24 protein-coding genes are annotated in these 25,054 nt (G+C 50.5%); 13 read left to right on the top strand and 11 right to left on the bottom strand.

Annotation, left to right across the window (positions count from 1 at the left end; genetic code table 11):
- Positions 1–86: 86 nt before the first annotated feature.
- The 4 genes from NK662_RS05845 to NK662_RS05860 form a co-directional block, all read right to left on the bottom strand.
- Positions 87–2,270: a DNA topoisomerase III gene (locus NK662_RS05845; RefSeq protein WP_254757961.1), complete on the bottom strand. Its 2,184-nt coding sequence runs from the start codon at positions 2,268–2,270 to the stop codon at positions 87–89.
- A 116-nt stretch (positions 2,271–2,386) separates the two neighbouring features.
- Positions 2,387–2,875 (bottom strand): hypothetical protein, encoded by a 489-nt coding sequence (locus NK662_RS05850; RefSeq protein WP_254757962.1) that lies wholly within the window; start codon positions 2,873–2,875, stop codon positions 2,387–2,389.
- A 106-nt stretch (positions 2,876–2,981) separates the two neighbouring features.
- Positions 2,982–3,545, bottom strand: coding sequence for a hypothetical protein (locus NK662_RS05855; RefSeq protein ID WP_254757963.1), 564 nt, complete (start codon positions 3,543–3,545; stop codon positions 2,982–2,984).
- 218 nt (positions 3,546–3,763) lie between these two features.
- Entirely contained in the window at positions 3,764–4,435 is a 672-nt protein-coding gene (locus tag NK662_RS05860) for a GNAT family N-acetyltransferase (protein ID WP_254757964.1), read from the bottom strand.
- Between the two features lie 141 nt (positions 4,436–4,576).
- On the opposite strand from NK662_RS05860, the gene NK662_RS05865 reads away from it, so the two are divergent.
- Entirely contained in the window at positions 4,577–5,269 is a 693-nt protein-coding gene (locus NK662_RS05865) for a DUF4367 domain-containing protein (protein ID WP_254757965.1), read from the top strand.
- Between the two features lie 244 nt (positions 5,270–5,513).
- Here the strand turns inward: NK662_RS05865 and NK662_RS05870 are convergent, their stop codons facing one another.
- Positions 5,514–6,155, bottom strand: a complete 642-nt coding sequence (locus tag NK662_RS05870) for a PspA/IM30 family protein (protein WP_254757966.1) — start codon at positions 6,153–6,155, stop codon at positions 5,514–5,516.
- A 270-nt stretch (positions 6,156–6,425) separates the two neighbouring features.
- On the opposite strand from NK662_RS05870, the gene NK662_RS05875 reads away from it, so the two are divergent.
- Positions 6,426–7,769, top strand: coding sequence for a copper amine oxidase (locus NK662_RS05875; RefSeq protein WP_254757967.1), 1,344 nt, complete (start codon positions 6,426–6,428; stop codon positions 7,767–7,769).
- A gap of 57 nt (positions 7,770–7,826) precedes the next feature.
- Positions 7,827–8,411, top strand: coding sequence for a class F sortase (locus NK662_RS05880; protein WP_254757968.1), 585 nt, complete (start codon positions 7,827–7,829; stop codon positions 8,409–8,411).
- Between the two features lie 66 nt (positions 8,412–8,477).
- On the opposite strand, the gene NK662_RS05885 is transcribed toward NK662_RS05880, so the two are convergent.
- Positions 8,478–9,122: a PspA/IM30 family protein gene (locus tag NK662_RS05885; protein WP_254757969.1), complete on the bottom strand. Its 645-nt coding sequence runs from the start codon at positions 9,120–9,122 to the stop codon at positions 8,478–8,480.
- 1 nt (position 9,123) lies between these two features.
- Positions 9,124–9,624 (bottom strand): hypothetical protein, encoded by a 501-nt coding sequence (locus NK662_RS05890; RefSeq protein WP_254757970.1) that lies wholly within the window; start codon positions 9,622–9,624, stop codon positions 9,124–9,126.
- A gap of 150 nt (positions 9,625–9,774) precedes the next feature.
- On the opposite strand from NK662_RS05890, the gene NK662_RS05895 reads away from it, so the two are divergent.
- Positions 9,775–10,488 (top strand): hypothetical protein, encoded by a 714-nt coding sequence (locus NK662_RS05895; RefSeq protein ID WP_254757971.1) that lies wholly within the window; start codon positions 9,775–9,777, stop codon positions 10,486–10,488.
- Positions 10,489–10,536: 48 nt separating this feature from the next.
- Here NK662_RS05895 and NK662_RS05900 read toward each other — a convergent pair whose 3' ends face one another.
- Both NK662_RS05900 and NK662_RS05905 read right to left on the bottom strand, forming a co-directional pair.
- Complete coding sequence (locus NK662_RS05900) at positions 10,537–10,956, bottom strand: organic hydroperoxide resistance protein (protein ID WP_254757972.1); 420 nt, start codon at positions 10,954–10,956, stop codon at positions 10,537–10,539.
- Between the two features lie 194 nt (positions 10,957–11,150).
- The gene (locus NK662_RS05905; protein ID WP_254757973.1) at positions 11,151–11,777 is read right to left on the bottom strand and encodes a GntR family transcriptional regulator; all 627 of its coding nucleotides are present in this window, start codon (positions 11,775–11,777) and stop codon (positions 11,151–11,153) included.
- 229 nt (positions 11,778–12,006) lie between these two features.
- Here NK662_RS05905 and garR point away from each other — a divergent pair, with 229 nt between their 5' ends.
- The 3 genes from garR (at position 12,007) to NK662_RS05920 (ending at position 15,721) form a co-directional block, all read left to right on the top strand.
- On the top strand, positions 12,007–12,900 hold the full coding sequence (garR, locus tag NK662_RS05910; protein WP_254757974.1) for a 2-hydroxy-3-oxopropionate reductase: 894 nt from the start codon (positions 12,007–12,009) through the stop codon (positions 12,898–12,900).
- A 3-nt stretch (positions 12,901–12,903) separates the two neighbouring features.
- Complete coding sequence (locus NK662_RS05915) at positions 12,904–14,325, top strand: four-carbon acid sugar kinase family protein (protein WP_254757975.1); 1,422 nt, start codon at positions 12,904–12,906, stop codon at positions 14,323–14,325.
- A 73-nt stretch (positions 14,326–14,398) separates the two neighbouring features.
- A complete protein-coding gene (locus tag NK662_RS05920; protein ID WP_254757976.1) occupies positions 14,399–15,721 on the top strand; it encodes a gluconate:H+ symporter in 1,323 nt (440 codons plus the stop codon).
- Between the two features lie 70 nt (positions 15,722–15,791).
- On the opposite strand, the gene NK662_RS05925 is transcribed toward NK662_RS05920, so the two are convergent.
- Positions 15,792–17,102, bottom strand: a complete 1,311-nt coding sequence (locus NK662_RS05925) for a cytochrome P450 (RefSeq protein WP_254757977.1) — start codon at positions 17,100–17,102, stop codon at positions 15,792–15,794.
- Between the two features lie 113 nt (positions 17,103–17,215).
- Here NK662_RS05925 and NK662_RS05930 point away from each other — a divergent pair, with 113 nt between their 5' ends.
- The 3 genes from NK662_RS05930 to NK662_RS05940 all read left to right on the top strand — a co-directional run bounded on the left by NK662_RS05930 (position 17,216) and on the right by NK662_RS05940 (position 20,544).
- Positions 17,216–18,904 (top strand): ABC1 kinase family protein, encoded by a 1,689-nt coding sequence (locus NK662_RS05930; protein WP_254757978.1) that lies wholly within the window; start codon positions 17,216–17,218, stop codon positions 18,902–18,904.
- Positions 18,870–19,118, top strand: coding sequence for a hypothetical protein (locus NK662_RS05935; protein ID WP_254757979.1), 249 nt, complete (start codon positions 18,870–18,872; stop codon positions 19,116–19,118). The genes NK662_RS05930 and NK662_RS05935 overlap by 35 nt, the downstream gene beginning before the upstream one ends.
- 253 nt (positions 19,119–19,371) lie before the next feature.
- Positions 19,372–20,544: an iron-containing alcohol dehydrogenase gene (locus tag NK662_RS05940; RefSeq protein WP_254757980.1), complete on the top strand. Its 1,173-nt coding sequence runs from the start codon at positions 19,372–19,374 to the stop codon at positions 20,542–20,544.
- 39 nt (positions 20,545–20,583) lie between these two features.
- Here NK662_RS05940 and NK662_RS05945 read toward each other — a convergent pair whose 3' ends face one another.
- Entirely contained in the window at positions 20,584–21,906 is a 1,323-nt protein-coding gene (locus NK662_RS05945) for a DUF8451 domain-containing protein (protein ID WP_254757981.1), read from the bottom strand.
- Positions 21,907–22,156: 250 nt separating this feature from the next.
- Here NK662_RS05945 and NK662_RS05950 point away from each other — a divergent pair, with 250 nt between their 5' ends.
- The 3 genes from NK662_RS05950 to NK662_RS05960 all read left to right on the top strand — a co-directional run bounded on the left by NK662_RS05950 (position 22,157) and on the right by NK662_RS05960 (position 25,022).
- Positions 22,157–23,713 carry an ABC-F family ATP-binding cassette domain-containing protein gene (locus NK662_RS05950; RefSeq protein WP_254757982.1) on the top strand — a complete coding sequence of 519 codons (1,557 nt, stop codon included), beginning with the start codon at positions 22,157–22,159 and terminating at the stop codon, positions 23,711–23,713.
- 13 nt (positions 23,714–23,726) lie between these two features.
- Positions 23,727–23,903: a hypothetical protein gene (locus NK662_RS05955; RefSeq protein ID WP_254757983.1), complete on the top strand. Its 177-nt coding sequence runs from the start codon at positions 23,727–23,729 to the stop codon at positions 23,901–23,903.
- 306 nt (positions 23,904–24,209) lie between these two features.
- Positions 24,210–25,022, top strand: coding sequence for a polysaccharide deacetylase family protein (locus NK662_RS05960; RefSeq protein WP_254757984.1), 813 nt, complete (start codon positions 24,210–24,212; stop codon positions 25,020–25,022).
- Positions 25,023–25,054: the final 32 nt, after the last annotated feature.

Below are 25,054 nucleotides of genomic sequence, written 5' to 3' on the forward strand. Positions count from 1 at the left end.
CTTGCAAGGCATTTTAGAAAGGCAAAAAAGAAGGATGCACCAGAAAGCTGCTGACAGGCAGCCTTATAGAACATCCTCATGCATCTTTATTGCTTCTTCAGCTTCGCCAGCGCCTCCGCAAACGGGTTGTTGAACGGCTCCTCCGGCTGATTCTGCTGCTTCATATACTTCGCCACATCGCGCTTGGATACGCTGCCCTTCTTCTCCTTATCGCGCCGCGCCTGGAAGGAGGAGAGCTTCTCGCGATGTCCGCACTTGCAGACAAAGATTTGTCCTTCGCCCTCGCCGCGCAGCTCCAGCTTCTTATGGCAGTTTGGACAGCGGGCATTTGTGTTGCGCGCAAGGTTCTTGCGGTGGCCGCAATCACGGTCCTGACAAACGAGCATCCGGCCATGCTTGCCATTCACCTCAAGCATGAGCTTGCCGCAATCCGGACATTTCGTGCCGGTAATATTGTCATGCTTGAACTTCTTATCACTGTACTTGATCTCGCTGACCGCAGACTTCGCGTAAGAGCGGATTTCCTGCAGGAAGGCGTCCTTTTTCAGGCTTCCCTTGGAAATGGCCTCCAGCTTCTGCTCCCACTCGGCTGTCAAAGCAGGAGACTGCAGCTCTTCCGGCACAAGCTCCAGCAACTGCTTGCCCTTCGACGTAATCGCAATATGCTTGCCCTTCTTCTCAATCAGGAAGCTGTTGAACAGCTTTTCAATAATATCCGCACGCGTCGCCACCGTGCCAAGACCGCCTGTCTTGCCGATGGTTTGAATGAGGTCCTTGCTTTCGCCAGCCATATAGCGGGATGGATTCTCCATCGCAGAAAGCAGCGTTCCTTCATTAAAAGGCTCCGGCGGTTTTGTTTCGCCCTTCGTCTGCGTGACATTCTGCACCTGCAGGACATCTCCCTCGTTCAGGCTCGGCAGCAGCTGCTCCTTCACGCCGCTGTCATCGTCCTCATCAAGGTAGTCCTCGTATACTTCCTTCCACCCCTGCGCCACGATCGTCTTGCCCTTGGCGACAAAGCTCTCCTGCCCAATTTGGGCACGCACCGTTGTCTGCTCATACTCAAATGGCGGATACAGCACAGCCAAGAATCGCTTTACAATCAAATCATAAATCTTGCGCTCCTTATCGCTCAGCGCCGACATAATCGGAGATTCCTCAGTCGGGATAATCGCATGGTGGTCGGATACCTTGCTGTCGTCAACAAAGCTCTTGTTTGCCTTAATCGGTTTCTGTAAAATCTTATTCGCCAAACGGGAATATGGCTTCACGCTGCACGCCTGCACCCGTTCCTTCAAGGTATCTACAAGATCAGAGGACAAATAACGGGAATCTGTCCGCGGATACGTGACCACCTTATGCTGCTCATACAGCTTCTGTAAAATGGACAAGGTCTCTTTTGCAGAATAGCTGAAGATCTTGTGCGCATCCCGCTGCAGCTCTGTCAAATCGTACAGCTGCGGCGCAAAGCTTTTCTTCAGCGCCTTCTTCACTTCCACAACCTTCGCATTCTGGTTGCGGACCGCCTTCAGCACAGCATCTGCCTTTTCCTTGGAGAAGGTACGTGTTTCCTTTGTTTTCGCATCCTGCCAAGTCAGCTTCAGGGTGCCCGCCACCGCGGATGCCCCGTAAAACGGCTGCGGCTGGAACTTCTTGATTTCCTCCTCGCGCTTGGCAATCATCGCAAGCGTCGGCGTCTGCACCCGGCCGCAGGACAGCTGCGCATTATGGCGTGTTGTCAGTGCCCGCGTTGCATTAATGCCCACAAGCCAGTCTGCTTCCGCGCGCGCCACCGCAGATGCGTACAGATTCTCATACTCGCGGCCATCCTTCAGCTTACGGAAGCCTTCCTGAATCGCCTTGTCTGTCACAGAGGAAATCCAAAGACGCTTCAGCGGCTTCTTAATGCCGCCCTTTTCAATAATCCAGCGGGCCACAAGCTCCCCTTCGCGTCCAGCATCCGTCGCGATGACGATTTCATTCACGTCCTTGCGGCTCATTTGCTCCTTCACCGTCTTGTACTGCTTGCTTGTCTGCTTGATGACAACAAGCTTCAGCTGCGGCGGCAGCATCGGCAGGTCCTCAATTTTCCATGCTTTATATTTATCATCATAGATTTCCGGGTCAGCCAGCGTCACCAAATGGCCGAGTGCCCAAGTTACGATATACTTATCTCCCTCAAGAAAGCCATTGCCGCCCTTTGCACAACGCAGCACGCGGGCAATGTCTCTTCCGACGGATGGTTTTTCTGCTAAAACTAATGTTTTCATCTTGCCACCTCATTTCTTTTCCACCCTTAAGTATAGCCTTTACGCGGCAAGGAGGAAACCTATTATGCCTGGCATTAAAAAAGTATCCACCTCCGGAGATGGATACTTACAGCCTATTACATGTCTATAGTTATAGTTTTATTGTTTAACTGATATGTAAATGTATAAATAGGAGTATATGCATTGGAGCCGCTGCCGGATTTGCTCCTGGAAACAGCCACAGTGCCACCATTCTTAGGAACTGTTACTGGTGGAATTGGCGCACCTGGGCTTGTCCGATTTACATAGCTTACAGTGATGTCAATATTGTTATCATTCTTGATCGTAATGGAAAGTCTGTCTGTATTATTCTGTGTATAAGTAAAGGACAGCGGGGTAGACTGAGCCACCAAGTCAGTATACTTTTTATTCTGGTTGGCAATCCGTGTATTTGCCAAATCAATTTTCGTTTTTGCCTCATCCGCTGTCAAGATAATGCGACTCTGCAGTTCCGTAAAATCCTGCTTTGCCAAGTCTCGATTTACACTTCCTGTGTACGTTAAAGCTGAAGCACCAAATGTCCCTGCAAGCAACAGGGCTAGAACCTTTCCTGAAATCGCCATCATATTGCCCTCCTTTAAAAATCTTGTTTTTTATTAAAAACATAACCTTTTATGTACTTAATAAAAAACAAGGGAGGAGAGGAGCATTGGTATGCCCCTCAACTTTGGCTTATTGCTGTACAACAGTTGCACCTTGGTCTACGTACAACACATCTCCACCTGCAAGAGATACTGTAGTATTGTTCACTGATACGTTAACTGCTGCGCTGTTTGGATTCACCACGCGCTTTTTCGTTGTGCCCGCCACGTTTGCAATAGCTAATGACTGGCCGCTTACTACCTCATATGTGCTGGTCACATTCACCGTAACTTGATCACCGCTTGTTGCACTAACGACTCCGTCGCCGAATGTCTTCACTGCTGACATATCAGCATTTGCATCAGCAATTGCCTGGTTCGCTTTACCCATTTCTGTCTTGGCAGTCGTAATTTCAGTGTTTGCCTTTGTTGTTTCTGCCTTTTGATCCTCGAATGCCTTTTCAAGAGTTTGCACCAGGCCGTTCGCGGAATCAATCTTAGTCTTCGCCTCGTCAGCAGTCAGCACAATTTTTTCCTGAAGCTTGCTATAGTTCCCCTTGATATCATTCAAATAGTCTCCGCCTGAGTAAACTGCGGCTGTAAGCCCGAATGTGCCTGCCAATACTAAAGAAAGTGTTTTAGCTGTAACTGACATTTCTCATTCCCCCACTTCATATTTTTATAAAGAACAGTTCCATACTAAAAACGTGAATAATACTCCTTAATAGGAGTATATATTCTTTATAAAGAACGGTAAAGCGTTTTTCCTGAATTTCTATATAAATTTCTAGTTGAATATCTTTTTATTAGGTTGTTTCTCACGCGGAAAAGGGGAGCTTCTTCACAAATGAAAGAATGCTCCCCCTTTTTGGCTTATAAAGGCAGCAAGGATACTGTCTGCTGCTGCTCCAGCTTTGCCACCATATCCAGCCACTCCTGCGGCTTGTTGGACAGCACGGAGTAATACTTCTTCAGGAAGTCCGCCACCAGCTGCGCTGGAACCTCTGTTACTTCATCATTCGTCGGCATGAAGCAGAAGTCCAGTCCGGATACCGCTTCGCCATCATTATTCCAGGACGGATGTACATATGGGAAGTCCAGACGCTTGTAGCCCAGGTGAGACAGGACCTCACGGCGCACATATGGATCCATTGGCTTCACGCCGCCGAACTCATAATGAGCTACACGGTATGGATCATAAATTTCCGCGAACATGCCGAACAGCTCTTCCCCGTTCGCTTCGGCAACCGCGCGCAGATCCTTCATGCGATTTTGCGCCAGGAAGCGGCCGATGCTGAGGCCCGGCTTGCCGATGATGGTGAAGTCCGTCATCGCAATCTTCCAGCCCGGATAGTAGCGGTATTCCGTGCAGCCCACCACTTCATCCTCATGGACAGCAACAAATACACGGATGCTTGGATCCTCCAGCGGCTCCTTCCAGAGAGAGAACTCCAGCACTTCCTCAGGGGGGAAGACCTCCTTCATGAGGTCATGCATCTTGCGGAACAACGGATCCTCAATGCTTGTAATGCGCGTATATTGCATATGTAATATCCTCCTTTTTCAATATTCAAACTGAATTATGACGGATACTGCCATAAGAAGCAAGACAGACGAATGATAGCTTTCCCTCTTATTGCATACCTGATCCTTTATCTGGTGCAAACTAAGCGGGAGGTGACATGTATGTTTCGAATTCTATGTATACTCTTGCTCGTAAGCACCCTTTCTTCCCCAGCCTCTGCCTATCCTTCCGTGGATCCCGTACAGGGCCTGATCTACTCGCTGTTCCATCATCGTGATGAGAAGATGGCCCGGAAGTACATAGCCCCGGGAGTCCATATCCCGGAAATCCGTGAGGAAACGCCCATCAGCGGGGCTGCCACACTCTCGTCCCCCCGAAAAAACATGCGGGTGGTCGTGGCGCGCTACCGGGACAGTAAACAGCTCGAGCGCACTGCCTTCATTTGGGAGCTGGCCGTGAAGGATGACAAAATCACGAAAATCCGTGTGGTGCATGACGGCGCCGTGCCGCTTATGAATGAGGGCTATGCCGTACAGAAGTTTGAAAAAGCTTACCCGCAATATAAGGATAAAGTCTTAGTGCCTGCCGATTTCCCCTTTTCCGTCACGCATGTACAAGGAAAAGCAAGCAACCACCTGGTCCTTCAGTATAGCAACAGGAAAAACAAGCTGCGACTCACCATTGTGCCGCAGGCTTCCCTGTCAAAAGGAGACATCCTGCTACAGCAGGGAGTAACAGCCTCCTACCACACCCGCTGCCTCACCTTTCATAAAGACGGTTTACAATATACATTGAGTGGATTGCCTAAAGAAGAGCTTATTATGATCGCCAAATCTATGCTCCCAAAGCCCTAGAGGGTCATTTAAAGCAAAAACCGCGCTCAAATGGGCGCGGTTTTTCAGCTTCATACAGGAATTGTTTCATTTTTTGAGATGATTGTTCCATTTTTCGCTTTTTTGTTTCATTGCCCAAAATCCCGACTGCAAGATTGTTTCACTGCGCTGTTTAATTGCTCCAGCCATAAAAAAAGGAAGCCGATTCTCATCAGACTTCCCAATTTATATCAACAGACGAGGAGGGGGACAACTTGTCTGTGACTTACTTCGCTTCCTTCAGCTTCACCAATTCACGCTCCACCGCTTCCTGCAGGTCCAGGTTCACAACCGGCGCCGGCACGAAGTAGGCGCCTGCTGCTGCTTGCGCTTCCAGCTTCTGCACATAGTCCTCCACACGATTGAAGCCTTTTACAGCGCTGTCCGCATTGAAGGATGCAATCGCTGCTTGTGTTTGCTGCTGTACCTTCGCCGCATGGGCACGGGATACGAGCACAAGGCGCTTATAGGACAGCTCGCTGTACTTCTCCAGCAATACGTCGATTTGCTCATGGATTTTCACCGTCTGCTGCTTCATGGCTTCCAGCTGCTCCGTGAACAGGTTCAAGCGAGTCTCTGCCTGCAGCTTCTCCTGCAGCGCAAGCTTCGCAATACCATCCTCATTTTTCGCCACTGCCAGCTCCGCTTGGCGTGTGCGCTTGGCCACAACCGCCGCTGTCTCAGCCACCAGCTGCTCCTGGCGCTTTTCGAGGTACAGCTGCTGCGCCAGTGCATTCTTTGCCTTGCCCACCTGCTCGTCCAATTCCCGCATATATTGATTCAGCATGCTGATCGGGTTCTCCGCCTTATCCAATAGCTCGTGCACATCTGCCTGAAACATTCTGCTGATCCGTTTGAAAATACCCATTTTATTTTTCCTCCTTATTGAAAAACCGCTTTGTACGATTTGTTGTGTTCTCTCTTACAAGACTGATTATGCCGGACAAGGCTTAACATTCTCTTAACACAGCCCGAAAAAATATTTGCTGCACCTGTGATCCAAATGAAGCCTCCCTCCGTTAGCCTCTATGAAAGCAGCTCACACCTGCCCGCAGATTTTTTTTTTCAAACAGAGTGATCCGGTTCAGGTGTTGTTGCGTTAGCTGAGTGCACACATACAAAAGGGGAGTGTTCATACATGAACTTGAAAAAGTCATTCTTTGTTCTTCCGTTAAGCTTGTCTCTGCTGATTCCGGCAGCCGGGTCTGTAAGCGCCCACGGAAATGAGGTCCATACAGCCCAGTCCGTAACAGTGAAATCTCCAGCAGCTGACCTGCGGGCCACGCTGGACAGCATCCTGTCCGAGCATGCTTACCTTGCCATCATCACCATGCAAAAAGGGGCGGACGGCGCGAAGGATTTTGAGGCTTCCGCAAAGGCGCTGATGCAAAATACAGAGGACCTCAGCAATGCCGTAGCTTCTGTATACGGCAAGGAGGCGGGCATGCAATTCAAAGAAATCTGGGCCAGCCATATCGGCTACTTTGTCGACTACGTCAAGGCAACAGGCGCAAAGGATGAAGCTGCTAAGAAGAAGGCCTTGGCTGAGCTCGATGCGTACCGCGTGAAGCAAGCCGACTTCCTGGATCAGGCAACAGGCGGCCGGCTGAAGTCCGCACAGCTGCAGGAGGACTTGAATATGCACGTGAAGGAGCTGCTTTCCGCTTTTGACAGCTATGTTGCAGGCGACTACAGCACTGCCTATAAAAGTGTAAGAGAGTCCATCGACCATATGTACCATGTCGGCAAAGGCCTGTCCTGGGCCATCACGGAGCAATTTCCGGATACATTCAGCAGCACGAAGGTCGATACACCAGCCTCTGATCTGCGTGAAAACCTGAACCATCTATTGTCAGAGCATGCGGGATTCGCAGTTTTAGCGATGCAAAAAGGCATTTCCGGCGCGAAGGACTTTGAAGCAGCGGCCGGGGCATTAAGCCAAAACACGGATGATTTGGCAAAAGCAATCGGCTCCGTGTACGGGGACGAGGCGGCGGCACAGTTCAAAACCATTTGGAGCAGCCATATCGGCTACTTTGTCGACTATGTCAAAGCCACTGCCGGCAAGGATGAAGCCGCGAAGCAAAAGGCCATTGGAGAATTGGATGCGTACCGCGCCAAGCAGGCAAAGTTTTTGGAGACAGCGACAGAAGGCCGGCTGAAGGCCTCTGACCTCGAGGCAGGATTGAAGGTGCATGTGGATGACCTGCTGTTGGCCTTCAACAGCTACGTAAAGGGAGACTACAACACTACGTATCCAACTGTGCATACAGCCTACACACATATGTTTATGGTGGGAGAAGGCTTATCAGGCGCGATTGTGAACCAGTTCCCGGCCAAATTCCAAGGCAGCATGCCGGCAGCAATGCCGAAAACCGGACTGCCGGCACCGCAATCAAACGTTGCGGCGGGCTCACTTCTTGCCTTGGCATTAACGTCTATTCTTGCAGCTTTGATGGTCCGCAGAAGCAAAGCAAACTGATTCATCCAAAGGAGGAGGATTCGTCCCCTCCTCTTTTCCATAAAGGAAGGTGATTTTATGAAGCGAGGTATAGGGCTTCTCTGCATCCTGCTTACTTTGCTTTCCGGATGCAATTCTGCTGTCGAAACTGCGCCAAAAGCATCTCCTCAGGTGACGGCCGCTGTCAGCAAGCCGCAGCCGCCTCCCGAGAAGCAAACCGGCATCATTCCTGCCATGATTGAAATACCGGCAATCGGCGTAAAGGCTGACATTGAGAAGGTGGGGCTGCTGCCGGATGGGAGCATGGGTGCCCCGAAAGGCAGCAAAGCGGTAGCCTGGTATGAGCAGGGCACAAAGCCCGGGGAACGGGGAAATGCGGTTATGGCCGGGCATGTGGACGACACGGTAAATCCGGCGGTCTTCTTTGACCTCAATAAACTGAAGAAGGACGATACAATCTATGTAACTGATCAGAACGGAAGAAGGCTGACCTTTGTTGTGCGGGACATCCAAGTGTATCCCCGGCAGGATGCGCCCCTGGATCAGATATTTGGCTACACCTACCAAAACATGCTGAATCTGATCACATGCGAAGGGAAATATGATCCGAAAACAACCGAGAGAGCGGAACGGCTTGTTGTTTTCAGCGAGCTGGTCCAATAAAAAAGGAAGCCTGGCTATCCAGGCTTCTTATCTATCCACAGACAAAGAGGGGGAGGGTTTGTCTGCTTATTTGCTTTCCTTCAGCTTCGCGAGTTCACGCTCCACGGCTTCCTGCACTTCCACGCTTACCGCAGGCGCTGCCGGCACGAAGTATGCGCCCGCTGCTGCTTGCGCCTCCAGCTTTTGTACATACTCTTCCACACGGTTGAAGCCTTTTACGGCGCTGTCCGCGCTGAAGGATGCGATGGCTGCCTGTGTTTGCTGCTGTACCTTCGCCGCATGGGCACGGGATACGAGCACCAAGCGCTTGTAGGACAATTCGCTGTACTTCTCCAGCAATACGTCGATCTGCTCATGAATTTTCACCGTCTGCTGCTTCATCGCTTCCAGCTGTTCCTTGAACAGGTTCAGCCGAGTCTCTGCCTGCAGCTTTTCCTGCAATGCAAGCTTCGCCATTGTGTCTTCGCCTTTTGCGACTGCCAGCTCAGCCTGGCGTGTACGCTTGGCCACCACTGCCGCTGTTTCCGCCACCAGCTGCTCCTGGCGTTTTTCCAGATACAGCTGCTGCGCCAGCGCGTCCTTCGCCTTGCCCACCTGCTCATCCAATTCCCGCATATACTGGTTCAACAGGCTGATCGGGTTTTCTGCCTTATCCAAAAGCTCATGTACATCCGCTGTTACGATTCGTTTCACTCTTGTAAAAATGCCCATCTTATTTGTCCTCCTTGGAGATAGTTTGTTCCCATGCGTCCAATGCCGCCGCATTGCTGCTTACAATCGTTGCTTCAACCGGCACTGTCACGAAGTCTTCCTGCTTGGAGCCGCCCTTCTTCTTGAACAGCCAGTACGCACCTGCGCCAATTGCCACTACCGGCAGAATTGGTTTTGCGATTGCCACAAGGCCCGCTGCCAGCAAGCCGTAGCCCGCCCATTTCTTCCATGTTGTCTCGCCTGCGCCCTTGCGAAGCGTAATGCCGAGAATCGCAAGCCCTGCGCCAATCACTGCCTTCGACCAGCCGAAGCCAAATCCGCCTCTGCCGCCGTGCATCATGTTTGCTCCGCCTTGTGCCATCCCATGGCCGCCCTTGCCGCCCATCATGCCCTGCGCGCCTTGCATCATCTCATGGCCGTGGTGGCCAAAGCCCAATAAATGGGAACCTGCCCAAACTGCCGCCGCTCCAACCGGGAGCCAGAATAACCAACTTTTCTTCATATCTAATTCCTCCTTAATAGAAGCTTGTATGTTTGTTTTTTGATCTTGCTGTTGTCTACGAGATTGATTATGCCGCAGAAGGCTTAACATTCTCTTAACGGAAAAAAGCGTTTGGATCAGGCTCATACTAGTTAGGAAAGGAGGGCCGAAATGACAAGAAATCTATGGATGGCTCTGGTCATCCTGTTATTGGGAACTGCGGGAAAAGCGGAAGCGAGCGAACGGGTTGTGCTGACCAGCGTTCCTTCAGAAGCCTGGCACCAGCGCATTTACCTGATGGCGGACCAAATCACTTGGATGGATTATAGGAATGTTACGGTTCAGGTCGGGGATATGGGGCAGGTGCTCTATCATTTTCCTCATTGGCGTCACGGAAAATATGAACCGAAGCTGTATGCGGCAGATGTCAGCGGAGATGCGCTGGAGGACATCATCATTGTGCTGAACCGGGACAGACCCCGGAGAGACCTGCATATCCTGAACCGGATCGCAGGGCATGGCTATGAGGAAGCAAAAATCGAACCTCCACAACAAACAATTGCCCAACAGGTGAAGATGCAGAAAAACGGGAAGCTTGTGACAGTCCAGATTGGCAAGCAGACCTATACTGCAGATCTCTCCTCCTACGATTATGTCAACCCGCGGGAGCCCTTCCTCCTTGCGTTTGAACTGACTGACTATGCCGTGCAGAACGGACAATTGCTTGGGGCTGTGCCGGTTTACGCGGAACAGGATGCGGCGACGGGAGGCTTAATTGGTTATTTGAAGCTTCTGTACACTTGGGACGGGAAGAAGTATACGGTGGGAAGCATGAGCTTTGTTCCATACGATCCGAAGGATGACCTCTTTTTCTTTCCATCTTGAATGACGAAGAGACCAGCCAATGGCTGGTCCCGGCAAAAAAACTGGCTGTCAGACAACCTTCAATGTCACATCCATATTGCCGCGTGTTGCCTTGGAATATGGACAGAAAGCATGTGCCTCTTCCACAAGCTCCTCTGCAGTCGCACGGTCCACACCTTCCACTTCTACTTCCAGCTCAGCCGCCAGCTTCACGCCGCCGGCTGCCGGGTCCTTCAGAATGTGGATGGTCGCTGTTACGGCAGTTGTGATATCCGCGAAGCCCTTTTGGCGGGCAACCAGGTTCAAAGCTCCATCAAAACAAGCAGAGTAGCCGGCTGCGAACAGCTGCTCAGGGTTTGTGCCATGGCCGCCGGGACCGCCAAGGCCCTTTGGTGTTTTCAGATCCAGATCCAGTACGTTATCGGAAGAAACAACGCGTCCGTGGCGGCCGCCTACTGCTGTAGCGTTTGCTGTGTACAAAATGGTCATGTGAGATTTCTCCTTTTTCTAATTAGATTATTTATGTTTCGCTTTTTTGTCTCCTGTAATTAAATTGTACGCAATTAAATTGCGGGCGTCAATACGTTTTTCTGAGAAGAAGGTGAAACATTTCAAAGGTATGAAAAAAGCTGGCGCCAAGATTCACTTGAAACAGAATCTTGGCGCCAGCCTCTTTCTTTTGCCTATTCATTGCTGATGAGATGCAAGCAGAAATCCAGGTCAGCCTGAAGATGACTTTTCATCAACAATTCAGCCTGCTGGCCATCTCTTGCCTGAATGGCATGATAAATCTGTTCATGCTCATCAATCAGATGCGGCCGCTGATAGAACACTACCGTTTTTCTAAAGAGATAGATGGTGGATTGCATCCGGTCAATAATGTCGATCATGACAGGGTTATTGCTGGCATGAACGATAATCTCATGGAACCGTTCGTTTGCCATCATGATTTCCTCACGGGTGCCCTTTCTTCCAACCTCAACACACTGATACAGGGCCTCGAGCTCGTTTTCCTTTAAATAAGATGCGGCACATTGGGCGGAATAGCCCTCTAATAGAATGCGGACTTGAAACATATTTCGCAGGTCTTTCCCTGTAGGCTTCACAACTCTTTTATTGACAATTAACCCCTCTTGCTCCAGCTTCCGGATCGATTCCCGTATGGGGGTGCGGCTGACACCCAGTTCAGCAGCTATTTTTTCCTCCACAATTTTCGATCCCCCGGGAAGCTCTCCACTTAAAATCCTGTCACGAAGAATCTCATAGGATTGATGGTAGGCAGGACGAGAACGATCACTTCCAAGCAACATGGTCTCACCTCAATATCCTTTCACTCGCTATTTGTATCTTACCAAATTCAAGGGAAAAAAAGTACAAGAAAGGGTGCCGCATACTTTATGTATACAAAAATATAAAAATTGTATACAAAATTGAACGTTTCGTGTACAATTACGGCATAGAGGTTGATGAAAGCGATTGCAGCTATAGCTTCAGACCTGCGGCGATTGCTTGAAATAGAAACAGTTGGGAGGAATTCAAATGGGAAGAACGATTGGCTTTATCGGATTGGGCATTATGGGAAAGCCTATGTCACTGAATCTTATGAAGGCCGGGCATGCACTGACTGTGTTTGATTTGAATGCGGATGTGGTGAACAGTTTGACAGCGGCGGGGGCGAAGGCTGCTTTGTCCGCCAAGGAGGTTGCTGAGCAAAGTGAGATCATCATCACCATGCTGCCCGCTTCCAAGCATGTGAAGGACGCCGTGTTGGGAGAGAACGGAATTCTGGCAGGGGCAAAAGAAGGCGCTGTCATCATTGATATGAGCTCCATTACCCCCGAAACGTCCAGAGAGCTGGCTGCTGAGGCTGCCAAGAAAGGCGTGGGAATGCTTGATGCGCCTGTCAGCGGCGGGGAACCGAAAGCGATTGACGGCACACTGGCTATTATGGTTGGCGGAAAAGAAGATGTGTTTGAAAGCGTGAAGCCTGTGTTGTATGACATGGGAAAAGACGTGACATTAGTCGGCGATCATGGCTGCGGCGTGACCGCGAAGCTGGCAAACCAAATTATTGTGAACCTGAACATTGCTGCCATGTCTGAAGCTTTGGTGCTGGCGGCAAAGGCGGGAATTGATGTTGAGAAAATGTACCAGGCTATCCGGAGCGGTCTTGCAGGAAGCGCTGTACTCGATGCAAAGGTGCCTATGATCTTGGACCGGAACTTTGTTGCAGGCGGCAGCATTGCCATCAATATGAAGGACATTACGAACGTCATGAACACCGCGCATGAAATCGGAGTTCCGCTTCCTCTCTCCAGCCAGCTGTTGGAGATCTTCCACGCATTGAAGGTGGACGGAAAAATACAAGACGACCACGGAAGCATCGTCAGATACTACGAAAAGCTTGCCAATGTCGAAGTAAAGAGGGTTTGAGCCATGAAGGAAAGCATTGCAATTTTAAGTACAGTTCCTGAAGTTGACCGCCAAAAGGTGGACGGCTTGCTGGCCGAGGCGCTGCAAGGCTTGAACAAGAAAATTATTGTTTTAGATGATGACCCTACTGGTGTGCAAACTGTACACGATATTTCAGTTTTCACAGACTGGTCAGAGCAAAGCATCGAACAAGGATTTCAGGAAGAGCAGTCCATGTTCTTCATCCTGACAAATTCCCGCGGGTTCACGGCGGCAGAAACAGAGAAAGCGCACCGGGACATTGCCGCCAACGTTCTAACCGTGGCCGGCAGGCTGAACCGTGAGTTTATCATAATCAGCCGGGGAGATTCGACTTTACGGGGCCATTATCCATTGGAGACGAAGGTTTTGAAGGAAGCATTGGAGGAATCCTCTTCCATGAAAATTGATGGTGAAGTGCTTCTCCCATTTTTTAAAGAGGGCGGGCGCTTCACCATTCATAACACCCACTATGTGCAATATGGCGAAGAGCTGGTGCCGGCTGGAGAGACGGAATTTGCAAAAGACCGCACCTTCGGCTACATAAACTCCCACCTGGGAAAATGGGTGGAGGAGAAATCCAACGGGGAATTTACAGCTGCTTCTACCCTGTACATTTCCTTGGAGCAGCTGCGGTCTCTGGACATTGGCGGGATTGCTGAACAGCTGCTTCAGGTGGATGCTTTCCGCAAGGTGGTAGTGAACGCAGTGGATGAGGTTGATGTAAAAATCTTCACTATAGCTTTGGTGCAAGCCATGCATGCAGGCAAACAATTTCTGTTCCGGAGTGCAGCTGCTCTGCCAAAGGTTATTGGCGGTGTCAGTGACCGGCCGCTTCTTGCCAAAGAAGAGTTAATTGGAGAAGAAACGGAAAACGGCGGATTGATCATTGTCGGCTCTCATGTGAAGAAAACAACGGAGCAGCTGGAAGAGCTGAAAGCACTGAAGGAGCTGGCATTCCTTGAATTCAACAGCCACCTGGTTCTGGAACCGGATGAATTTCACCGTGAGCTGAACCGTGTAATTGAAACAACAGAATCTCTGATCCGGGAAGGAAAGACAGTGGCTGTCTATACAAGAAGAGAGCGGCTTGACCTGGGACCGGATAAAAAAGAAGAAGAACTGCAGCTGTCCGTTGCCATCTCTGATGCGGTCACGAGCATTGTAACCAGACTGCAGGTACGGCCGAAATTCTTAATTGCCAAAGGGGGCATCACCTCAAGTGATGTTGGCACGAAGGGCTTGCAGGTGAAGCGGGCAACAGTGGCCGGGCAAATCAGACCAGGAATTCCAGTTTGGAAGACAGGGCAGGAAAGTAAATATCCCGGTATGGCTTATGTGATTTTCCCTGGCAATGTCGGTACAAAGCGGGATTTAAAAGAGGTTGTTGAGCTTTTAAATAAATAGAAGACTTGCGGGAATGCCAATGCAGAGCATGGATTGGCATTCCTGAAAAATAAAAGCGGGAAGAGGGAGAGAAATGCCAATAGTTTTTATCGGTATTGGAGTCATTGTTTTACTATTATTAATGGTTGTCTGTAGAGTAAACGCATTCATTTCTTTAATTGTGACTGCTCTGCTTGTAGGAATTATGGAGGGGATGTCACCAGTTAAGGCTATGACTTCCATTACAACCGGGTTGGGCGGCACATTGGGGAACCTGGCACTGGTCATTGTGTTTGGGGGCATGATTGGAAAACTGATGGCTGATTCAGGCGGCGCCCAGCGGATTGCGGTCACCCTGATCCGAATATTCGGCAAGAAGAGGGTACAACTGGCAGCTGTGCTTACTGCCTTTATCGTTGGAATTGCCTTATTCTTTGAAACAGGTGTTGTGGTTCTAATGCCACTGGTATTCACAATTGCTGCAGAAGCAGGAGTTCCCATTCTGTATATCGGCATGCCGGTCATCGCAGCCTTGATCACGATGCATGGTTTTGTGCCGCCGCATCCAGGACCTACAGCCGTTGCGGGCATTTATCAAGCCAACATAGGAAAAACCTTGTTGTATGGCATTCTCATTGGGATTCCCGCAGTCATCCTGAGCGGCCCTGTATACACAAAGCTTTTCAAGAAGGAAGATCTGGAAGTAGAAATTCCAAAAGGCTTGTTCACGCCAAAGCATTTTAAAGAAGAAGAAATGCCTGGCTTCGGCGTCAGCCTATTCACAGCTTTGATTCCAGTCATTCTCATTGCCTTCCAAGCTGTAGTTGAAATTACAGCGCCAAAGTCAGCTCTTCTGCCGACAGCAAAGTTCTTGGGAAATCCAGGTGTCGCTCTATTGGTTTCTGTTATCATCGCTATTTTCACATTCGGCATCAACCGCGGCCGGAAAATGCCCGACATCATGGATTCACTCACTGAATCCATTGGCAGTATCGCTGTCATTCTATTAATCATCGGCGGCGGCGGCGCATTTAAACAAGTCTTGATTGACAGTCATGTAGACAAGTATGTGGCTCATCTCATGGAAGGCTCCTCCATGTCTCCCTTATTCTTGGCCTGGCTGATTGCCGCCATCCTAAGACTCGTATTAGGGTCCGCCACTGTAGCAGGCATGACAGCAGCCGGCATTTGCGCGCCGCTTGTGGCAACTGCACATGTGAGCCCGGAGCTGATGGTGCTGGCAACGGGAGCTGGAAGCATGACATTCTCCCATGTGAATGACGCAGGCTTCTGGATTTACAAAGAATTCTTCAACCTTTCCATCGGGAAAACGATTAAAACATGGTCTGTCATGGTTACAATCGCATCCCTCGTCGGTCTTGCGGGTGTATTCATCATAAGCATGTTTGTAAACTGAGAATAGGAAAAAGCAACCTTCTTTGGCAGAAAGGTTGCTTTTTCAAGTATAAAAGGGTCCTTCGCTTGTGCTATCTTTTTACCACTTCCATCTGCACCCCATCCCGCACCCGCAATGACACCAGCGGCTCCGGCCGCACCTTCTCAGGCTCCAGCGTGCGCAGCTTATAGCGCTGCCCCACCGTTGCCAAAATCAGCAGCGCCTCCATCATCGCAAACTGCGTTCCGATACAGCCGCGGGAGCCGGCACCAAATGGGATATAAGCGTAATGCGGAATGTTTGCCTGATTTTCCTTCGTGAACCGCTCCGGACGAAAAGCTTCCGGCTCGGCAAAAAAGGCCGGGTTGCGGTGCATGACGTACGGGCTGATCATGAAGGATGCATTCTTCTTGAAGCTGTGCCCCCCAATCTCCACATCCTCCTTCGCCTCCCGCAGGACAATCCAGGCCGGCGGATATAATCGCAGCGTTTCCTGCATAATTTGATTGGTGTAGACGAGGCTCGGGATATCCGCGAAGGTTGGACAGCGCCCCTGCAGCACAGTGTCCAGCTCCTGATGAAACAGCTGCTCCGCCTCTGGATTTTGTGATAAAAGGAACAGCGCCCAGGTCAGCGCATTTGCGGTTGTTTCATGGCCGGCAATGAGGAAGGTGACAACCTGATCGCGAATTTCCTTGCGGGACAAGGGCTCCCCGTCCTCATACCGCGCCTGCAGCAGCATTCCCATCATGTTATCCTCGTCTGGCTTGGCTTCCGCCACCAAATCGTCCGTAAGCTCATCCAGCGTTTTCACCCCCTGCTCATAGCGGCGGTTCTTCTTCGTCGGCAGCCAGTCAAAAAGGCGGATGGGCATCATAATGGAATCTGCCGCTTTTTCAATGATGTCATTCACCGCTTGGGCAATCTCTGTTGTCCGGCCTTGAATGTCTGTGCCAAACATTGTTTTGACAATGACACGCAGAGTCAGCTGCATCATATCCTGATTCATCCAGCGCACCTCGCCGTCCTGCCAAGACTGCACCAGCTCATCGGCATAAGCAGTAACAGCATCTGCATAGCCGGCAATGCGCTTCTTATGAAAAGCCGGCTGTACCATCTTGCGCTGGCGGCGGTGTGTTTCACCCTCTGTCGTCAATACGCCCTCGCCCAGTGTCCGGCTGAAGATTTTGGCGGAGGAGCCTTTTACAAACTGCTCATCTTTTACAGTCAAAATTTCCTTGATGGCCTCCGGCGCATGAATAATGTAGGAAGCCAGGCGGTCAGACGGATTAATCGTGACAATATCTGCGATGGTATGTGTGTCATATAAGAAGGCAAGCGGGTCTTTGCGGAAGGTTAAGTAGTTCGTAAGCTGAAAGCCGGGCATATTCTCTTTGTTCAAACATCCTCACCCCATATCCTGTCGTTTTATTCCATTATACTATACATTCCTTGAACATATATTATACAATGAATATGCAGGGAAGGTGCTTACAGAGAAAGAAGGGGAAAGCCATGAAGTACGTGTCCCTCTATCGCATTTGGGTAATTGTCAAAATGGCAGTCAAATTTTTCGCACAAGTGATCCTGTTCCAAAGACGGCACCGCCACGGCTGGAATGAGCAAACACGGCTGAAGTGGGAAGCCCTGCTGAAAAAACAGGCTGCAGAATATAAGCGCACCGCCCTTCATCTGGAGGGCCTGCTGATTAAGGTCGGGCAGTTTCTAAGCACCCGGGCTGATATTATGCCGCCTGTATTCATCCACGAGTTGGAGGATTTGGTGGATCGAGTTCCGCCGGTGCCATGGGAGGATGCCAAGAGAATTCTGGAGGAGGATTGGAACGGGCCGTATGGGGATGTGCTGCATAAGATCAGCGAGCAACCTGTCGCATCCGCTTCTATTGGTGAAGTGTACCATGCCTATCTCCACAGCGGCACCTCAGTTGCGGTCAAAATTCAGCGGCCCCGCATTGAGCAGATCATTCAAACAGACTTTAAGGCGCTCCGCATCGTGATGTGGCTGGCAAAGCATTTCACCTCCTTTGGGAAGCAAATCAATTTTGATTCCCTGTACAAGGAGACATATACGGTCATCGGCCAGGAGCTGAACTTCCGCAAAGAGCTGCAGAACGGGCTGTATTTCCGAAATCGATACGAACATTTCCCAGAGGTGGATGTCCCGTTTTACTATAGTGAGTATTCCACCCGCCGCGTGCTGGTGATGGATTGGGTGGAGGGCGCCCGTATTACGGACCTCTCTTACCTGGAGGCACAGGGCATTGACCGGAAGGATCTGGCGATGCGCCTGCTTCGGGGCTTCCTGGAGCAGCTGCTTCAAGAAGGGAAATTTCATGCCGATCCGCATCCCGGCAATATTCTGGTGCGGCCGGACGGCACGATTGTGCTGATCGATTTCGGAATGGTCGGGGAAATCAGCAAGCGTGATGCGCTTGCTGTCCGCCAACTGGTGGAGGGCATTGTCATTGGCGATTATGAACGTGTCGTGGATGCGCTGGAGCAGCTGCGCTTTTTGCTGCCGCACGCGAACAAGCAGGAAATCAAGCAGGTTATTGAGCTGATGATTCAGACCTACTTGCAGGAAGACCTGACCACCATGGATGATGCAATTGTCCAGCAAATTCTCGAAGACATCCAGACCATTGTGCGCAAGCAGCCGATTCAGCTGCCGAGCGAGTTCGCCTTCTTCGGGCGGGCGGTCTCCATCTTTGTTGGCATACTGTATATCCTGAACCCTGAACTGGATTTGCTTGCTGCCAGCAAGCCGCTCGTCTTGGAGTGGCTGCAGAAGCAAGGCAAGGAGGAAGAAGCGCCTGCCGCTTCTTCCCCGCTGCAGCTGCTCACACAGACCTTGCGTCCGCTGCTGACACTGCCGCGCCAAATCCAGCAGGCACTTGATGAGCCCCAGCGGCGCCGCGAATGGGAGCAGGAGCAGCATCACCAGTCCCTGCAGCATCAGCTGCTCCTCTCCAAAAAGCGGGATGCCCTGCTGTTTTGCCTCATCAGTGCCGTTGCGCTTTATATCAGTTGTTTCTTTTCCCAAAGCATGCTGATCTATGGAAGCGGGGGATTGCTTCTCGTCAGCATCCTTTACTATATCGGAACACTTCGTTCCCACCGCCGTTTACTAAGAGAAAGGATGAGTGAAGATGGCAGAAGAAAAGGTACAAAGACAGGCAACTGAGCATGTGGGCTCCTATGAAGTGAAGCTGGAAGGCTTGGAGGATGGCTATCGCGTTACATTCAAAACAGACAAAGAAGCTGTCAAAACACAACGCCGCGTCGGCGCCTCCTTCATCAACTTCCTGCGCCAGGCAGAGAAGGCCGGCTGGTACATTCCAGCTCCCTTCAGGCTGCTGCTGAAGTTTTGGGGACGGTACAACCAGAAAATGAGCTGATAAGTTTTGGGGCTGCTTTCGGGCAGCCCTTTCATATTGGCCAATTTCACGAATTCCCTGGTCACTTTGACTGTTCTCTTGGTCAATTGGACCCTTCTCTTGGTCACTCAGCCTTCTCCGAGGCAACCCTCAGCCCCTTTGTGTTTCCTCGGAAATATTTTTTCACGGAATATTCCGACTTATCTATCCGTCAGATGGAAGCTTGTATGATACACTACTAATGGATGGGGATTATAGATGAGGAGGAATGAATATGAGCTCGTTCAGCTTTCAGCTTCCAACAAAAATTCACTTAGGTAATCATAGCTTCACCAAAGCAGCAGAGCTGGTTCGTGAAACGATATGGGGAGACCGTTTGTTCATTGTGACAGATCCGGGGCTTGAGCGGCTCGGTTTGGCCGCAAAGCTGGAGCACCTGTTCATCCGGGCCGGCTTTGTGACAGAGGTGTTTACACAGGTACGCCCAAATCCACGGGATACAGATTGCATGGCCGGCGGAGAAGCGGCCAAACGCTTTGGGGCTGATGCAATTGTCGCACTTGGCGGCGGTTCCGTCATCGATGAAGCAAAAGCCATCGCCATTCTGCAGGCCCTCGGCGGCAAGCCGCAGGATTATGCCGGCCGCGGCAATGTGCCGGAGGATGTCGTGCCGATTATTGCCATCCCAACAACTGCCGGAACCGGCGCAGAGGTTACTCGCTCCTCCGTCATTACAGACACAGAACGAAAAATCAAGTTTACGATCAAAGATGTCCGGATTGCACCTGCCCTTGCGATTGTGGACCCGGTTTTGACATATGACCTGCCGCCTCACCTCACTGCTTCCACCGGCATGGATGCGCTTGTCCATGCGATTGAGGCATACACTTGCAAGCTGTCCAACCCGATTGCAGATGGCCTCGCCCTGCAGGCAATGAAGCATATCTATCCGAACCTGCGCCGCGCAGTCAGAGATGGCAGCGATGAAGAGGCGCGCTATGAGATGATGATCGGCTCCACTATTGCCGGCATGGCCTTCTCCCACGCGGATGTGGCAGCGGTCCACTGCATGGCTGAAGCCATCGGCGGCCTGTACGATACTCCGCACGGCGTGGCGAACTCCATGTTCCTGCCTTACATTACAGCCTTCAACGCTTCGGCAGACATGAAAAAGCACGCCAATATTGCCCGGACCATCGGCATTGCACCTGCCGCAGTGTCAGATGAGGAGGCCACAGCCCGTCTGGTGGCGGAAATGAAGCAGCTGGCAGCTGACATCGGCATTCCTTCCTTCTCCTCATTACAGGAAGTAAATCCTGCCGACTTTGACTACCTGGCTGAATCCTCTTATTTAAATGGCTCTACACCAAGCAATGCCCGAACCATCACAAAGGAAGATTACCTGCAGCTGTTCAAGCAGGCGTATGAGACACCTGTGACAGCTTGATCTAAGGAAAAAGGCATGTGGGCGGCCACATGCCTTTTTTTATTTCCCAAGCAGATAAGCCTGCTTCGGATGGTTCACCTGGTCCGGATACTTCAGCCGCAGCTTTCCTTCATCCGTCAGCTTGGACAGGTAATTGTTACGCAGACCATCCGGCGTCCGCCCGAGCAGCTCCGCCAATTCCTTCAGACGAAGCGGCCGGATGGCCACTAGCCGCAGAATCACTTCCTCCATCTGGTGCGGGCTGAGCCGTCGCTTTCTTCTGGCCAATTCCCCCACATCCCATAAAAGCTGATCCGTATGGCCCGCTACCGCTGCCGCTGCTTCATGCCCGCTCTGCCATAGCTCTTCTTTATTGTAGGAGTCATTCTCCTTATTCACGGAGTTCAATTCGTTATTTAAGGAGTTTTCTTCTTTATTATAGGAGTTATGGACATTGTTAGAGGAGTTAATTTCGCTAATATAGGAGTTTGATTCAGCTCCTATATTAGCGAACTCCTTATTTAAGGAGTCTGCGTTATTATAGGAGCTCTCCTCCTCCGGCTCCCATTCTTCTGCTATAGCTGGTACATCTGTATCTATTTCCTCCTGCACCTCGACTAATACAGTCTCCATCTGCAAAAACAGCACCGTTCGTTCCCGCTCGCCGTCCTGCAGCAGCTCCGGCTGGGGCCAGCCTTGCTTTTCCCAGATGGCCCGGATTTGCTTTAAGCCGGATCCGGCACGTTGGCAAAGGCCGGCCAGCACCAAGATTTTCACGATATTTGGATTGCGCAGGATGCTTACTGTCGTTCCTGCTTTAACCGGTGCCAGCAGCAGGCCCGGATTCGAAATTCTTACATAGCCCGGGCCGCCTTCTACAAGAATGCCGCCGCCGTTCTCATAATCCGCGTGCACCAACGCATTCATCAGGCCTTCCTGCAGGGCCGCCTCAATCTCTGCTTTCTCCTGCGAGAGACTTTTTATTACTTTAAAATAGAAATCAAACATATTTCCCGACCATGTGCCGTCCTGGGAGGTGAATCGCTTGGACCATACCTCTCCATCTGCCTCATACTCCCGGTACTCCAGGAAATAATGCGGCAGCACCTCCGTGATCATGCGTTCTTCGCTGAACATAAGCAGGCCGGCCAGGGTGAGCCCTTCCTTGCTGCCGTTGCGGAGTTTGCCCCAGGCACCAATTTTATAAAGAAAGTCCTTCGTCTCCAATCCGTTCCATGGATGATCCAGCTTTCTTGCCGCAAACAGCTGGCGGTACAGCTTCACTGCTTCAAAGTTCAATTCATTCAGTCCATAGTGCTCCAGAATGAGGCTGTCATGGGAAATGGCCGCTGCATCTACTGGATAAATTGCATCTTTATACACATTGCTCTCCCTCTTGTTTCGCATATTTTTCTGCTTCTATTTTATCATCTTTTCTGCGGTTACGATGAAGGTACCGTTTTCCTTTTTTTACGGCTGTGGATAACTTATTTTCAGCACAGCTCCTTTCACTTATCCACAGGATCGGACTTTCCAACGATTCTCTCCGCCATTCTCTTTCATCCGACCCGTAACTCCGCTATAATCGATAATATGTGTGTGCTTTAGACTATAAGAGAAAAGGTGTGTACGGATGAGCATTTTAACAGTGAAGAACTTGAGCCACGGCTTCGGTGACCGGGCGATTTTTAATAACGTTTCCTTCCGCCTCCTCAAGGGCGAGCATATTGGTCTTGTCGGTGCCAACGGCGAAGGGAAATCCACCTTCATGAACATCATCACCCGCAAGCTGCAGCCGGACGAGGGCAAGGTGGAATGGTCCAAGAATGTACGTGTCGGCTATCTCGATCAGCATGCGGTGCTGCAGCGCGGCATGACAATCCGCACGGCACTGCAGGGCGCATTTCAGTATCTGTTTGATATTGAGGCACAAATGAATGATATTTACGGCAAAATGGCAGAAGCTACACCGGAGGAGCTGGAGCAGCTTCTGGAAGAAGTGGGTGTGCTGCAGGACACGCTGACAAACAATGATTTCTACATCATTGATGCGAAGGTGGAAGAGGTGGCCCGCGGTCTTGGCTTGGATGATATCGGTCTGGAGCGCGATGTGACGGATTTGAGCGGCGGCCAGCGTACGAAGGTCCTCTTGGCAAAGCTGTTGCTGGAAAAGCCGGATATCCTCCTCTTGGACGAGCCGACGAACTATCTCGATGAGAAGCATATTGAATGGCTGAAGCGCTATTTGCAAGAATACGAGAATGCCTTCATTCTGATCTCCCACGACATTCCATTCCTGAACAGTGTCATCAACCTGATTTACCATATGGAAAATCAAGAGCTGAACCGCTATGTGGGCGACTATGATGAGTTCATGAAGGTATATGAAGTGAAGAAGCAGCAGCTGGAATCCGCTTATAAAAAGCAGCAGCAGGAAATCGCCGAGCTGAAGGATTTCGTTGCCCGCAACAAAGCGCGTGTGTCCACACGCAACATGGCAATGTCCCGCCAGAAGAAGCTCGATAAGATGGACGTCATTGAATTGGCGAAGGAAAAGCCGAAGCCGGAGTTCCGCTTCAAGCCGGCACGGACGTCCGGCAAGCTGATTTTTGAGACAAATGACTTGGTCATCGGCTATGATTCACCGCTTTCCAAGCCGTTGAACCTCCGCATGGAGCGCGGCCAGAAGATTGCGCTTGTCGGCGCCAACGGTATCGGTAAGACGACGCTTTTGAAGAGCATTCTGGGTGCCATCCAGCCGATCTCCGGCTCTGTCCAGCTTGGCGAGCACCTGCACATCGGCTATTTCGAGCAGGAAGTGAAGGAAGCCAACTACAATACTTGCATTGAGGAAATCTGGAAGGACTTCCCGCACTTTACCCAGTATGAAGTGCGTGCTGCTTTGGCAAAATGCGGGTTAACGACCAAGCATATTGAAAGCAAGGTCGAAGTGCTGAGCGGCGGCGAGAAGGCGAAGGTGCGCCTGTGCAAGCTGATCAACAGCGAGACAAACGTACTGGTGCTTGACGAGCCGACGAATCACTTGGATGTAGATGCGAAGGATGAATTGATGCGCGCCTTGAAGGAATATAAGGGCAGCATCCTCTTGATCTCCCACGAACCGGAATTCTATCGCGAAGTGGCGACAGAGGTTTGGAACTGTGAGTCTTGGACAACAAAAATTTTCTGATGGAGAGTGTCTTATGACAAACGAAGCAAAAAAAGTCAGCCTGCAGGAAGCCATGAAGCAAATGCTGGAGCAAAAGAAGCAGGCGCAGGCCGGCGGCAAGCTGGAGAACGGCCTTGTGAAAACGACAAAAGGCATGAAGAGCCAGCAGACAAAGAAGCCGAATAACCAGCGCCGGCGCACAGGCGTATAAGAACAGGGGCGGACTCAGCATGTGAGTCCGCCCTCTGTTTGTATCTTAAGGAGTCAAGATGCTGCCTTCAGCCGTTTTCCCGCCACCAACCTTATATACTCCACATTTTCCTTCCACTCATAATTTTTTGTTCTTTATATAAGTATATTTTATTCTTTTCATTGAACGAAATTATAGTTTTATATATATTTAAATAGAACTAGTTCTCTATAAAGAATAAAGGATATAATCCCCATCATAATTTAGAACTGCTTGTATCTCTATGTTCTTTAAAGAGAACTGATAAACCAAGAAAGGAACATCTCCATGCGTGCATTCATTTTAAATCTTCTTGTATTGCTGCTTGTTTTGATTCAAATCGGCTACAAAAGCCCCGATTATCATGCTTCTGCCGCTGAAGCTGCCATTGAACCCGGAAGCGGCTGCCTCGTGCTGAGCTATCACCGGGTACGCCCTCCAAACTTGCTCAATAAGGTTCTGACAGCTGTGGGCAACAGTCAGGAACTGACCACCTACTCAGTATACACAGATGAGTTTGCCGCACAAATGCAAGCCTTAAAGAAACAAGGTGTCCGCTTTATTACAGCAGCTGAGCTCCAGGACCAGCTTCAGGGCAAGCAGCATATAGAGGGAAAATGTGCGCTTGTTACCTTTGATGATATTGACCGGACTGTATATGAAAATGCTTTTCCCATTCTGCAAAAGGAGCATATTGGCGAGAGACAATACCGCCATCTCAATCTTGCTACTCTGCCGCAGCTGCAGGAAATGAAACGATCCGGTCTCGCAGAAATTGGAGTACATACATACGATATGCCGCATCCGGATGATGACAATGATCCTTCTGTACTGAGACCCGAAAATCTTTCGGCATTTGAACAGGATACAGAAAAGGCAGAGACTGCCTTTCGCAAGCTGTTTGGCGATGCTCCGCGCTATTATTCCTATCCGTACGGATTCGGGTCAGCTGCCACTGATGCCCTGCTGCAGCGGCGGGGATATGGCCTTATTTTCTCACTGCAGCCGGGGCTGAATAGCCACAAAGGCTCAACCTTGGTCAAACGCATCCTCGTCAGCAGGTCCTCCTGGAGCAAAATTGAAGAATGGGCGCAGAGATGAAGAAGGAGGGCACGGTCTGTCAGCTTCGAGAC

Origin of the sequence: Ectobacillus ponti (assembly GCF_024294785.1) — a bacterium.
Lineage (GTDB): Bacteria > Bacillota > Bacilli > Bacillales > Bacillaceae_G > Ectobacillus > Ectobacillus ponti.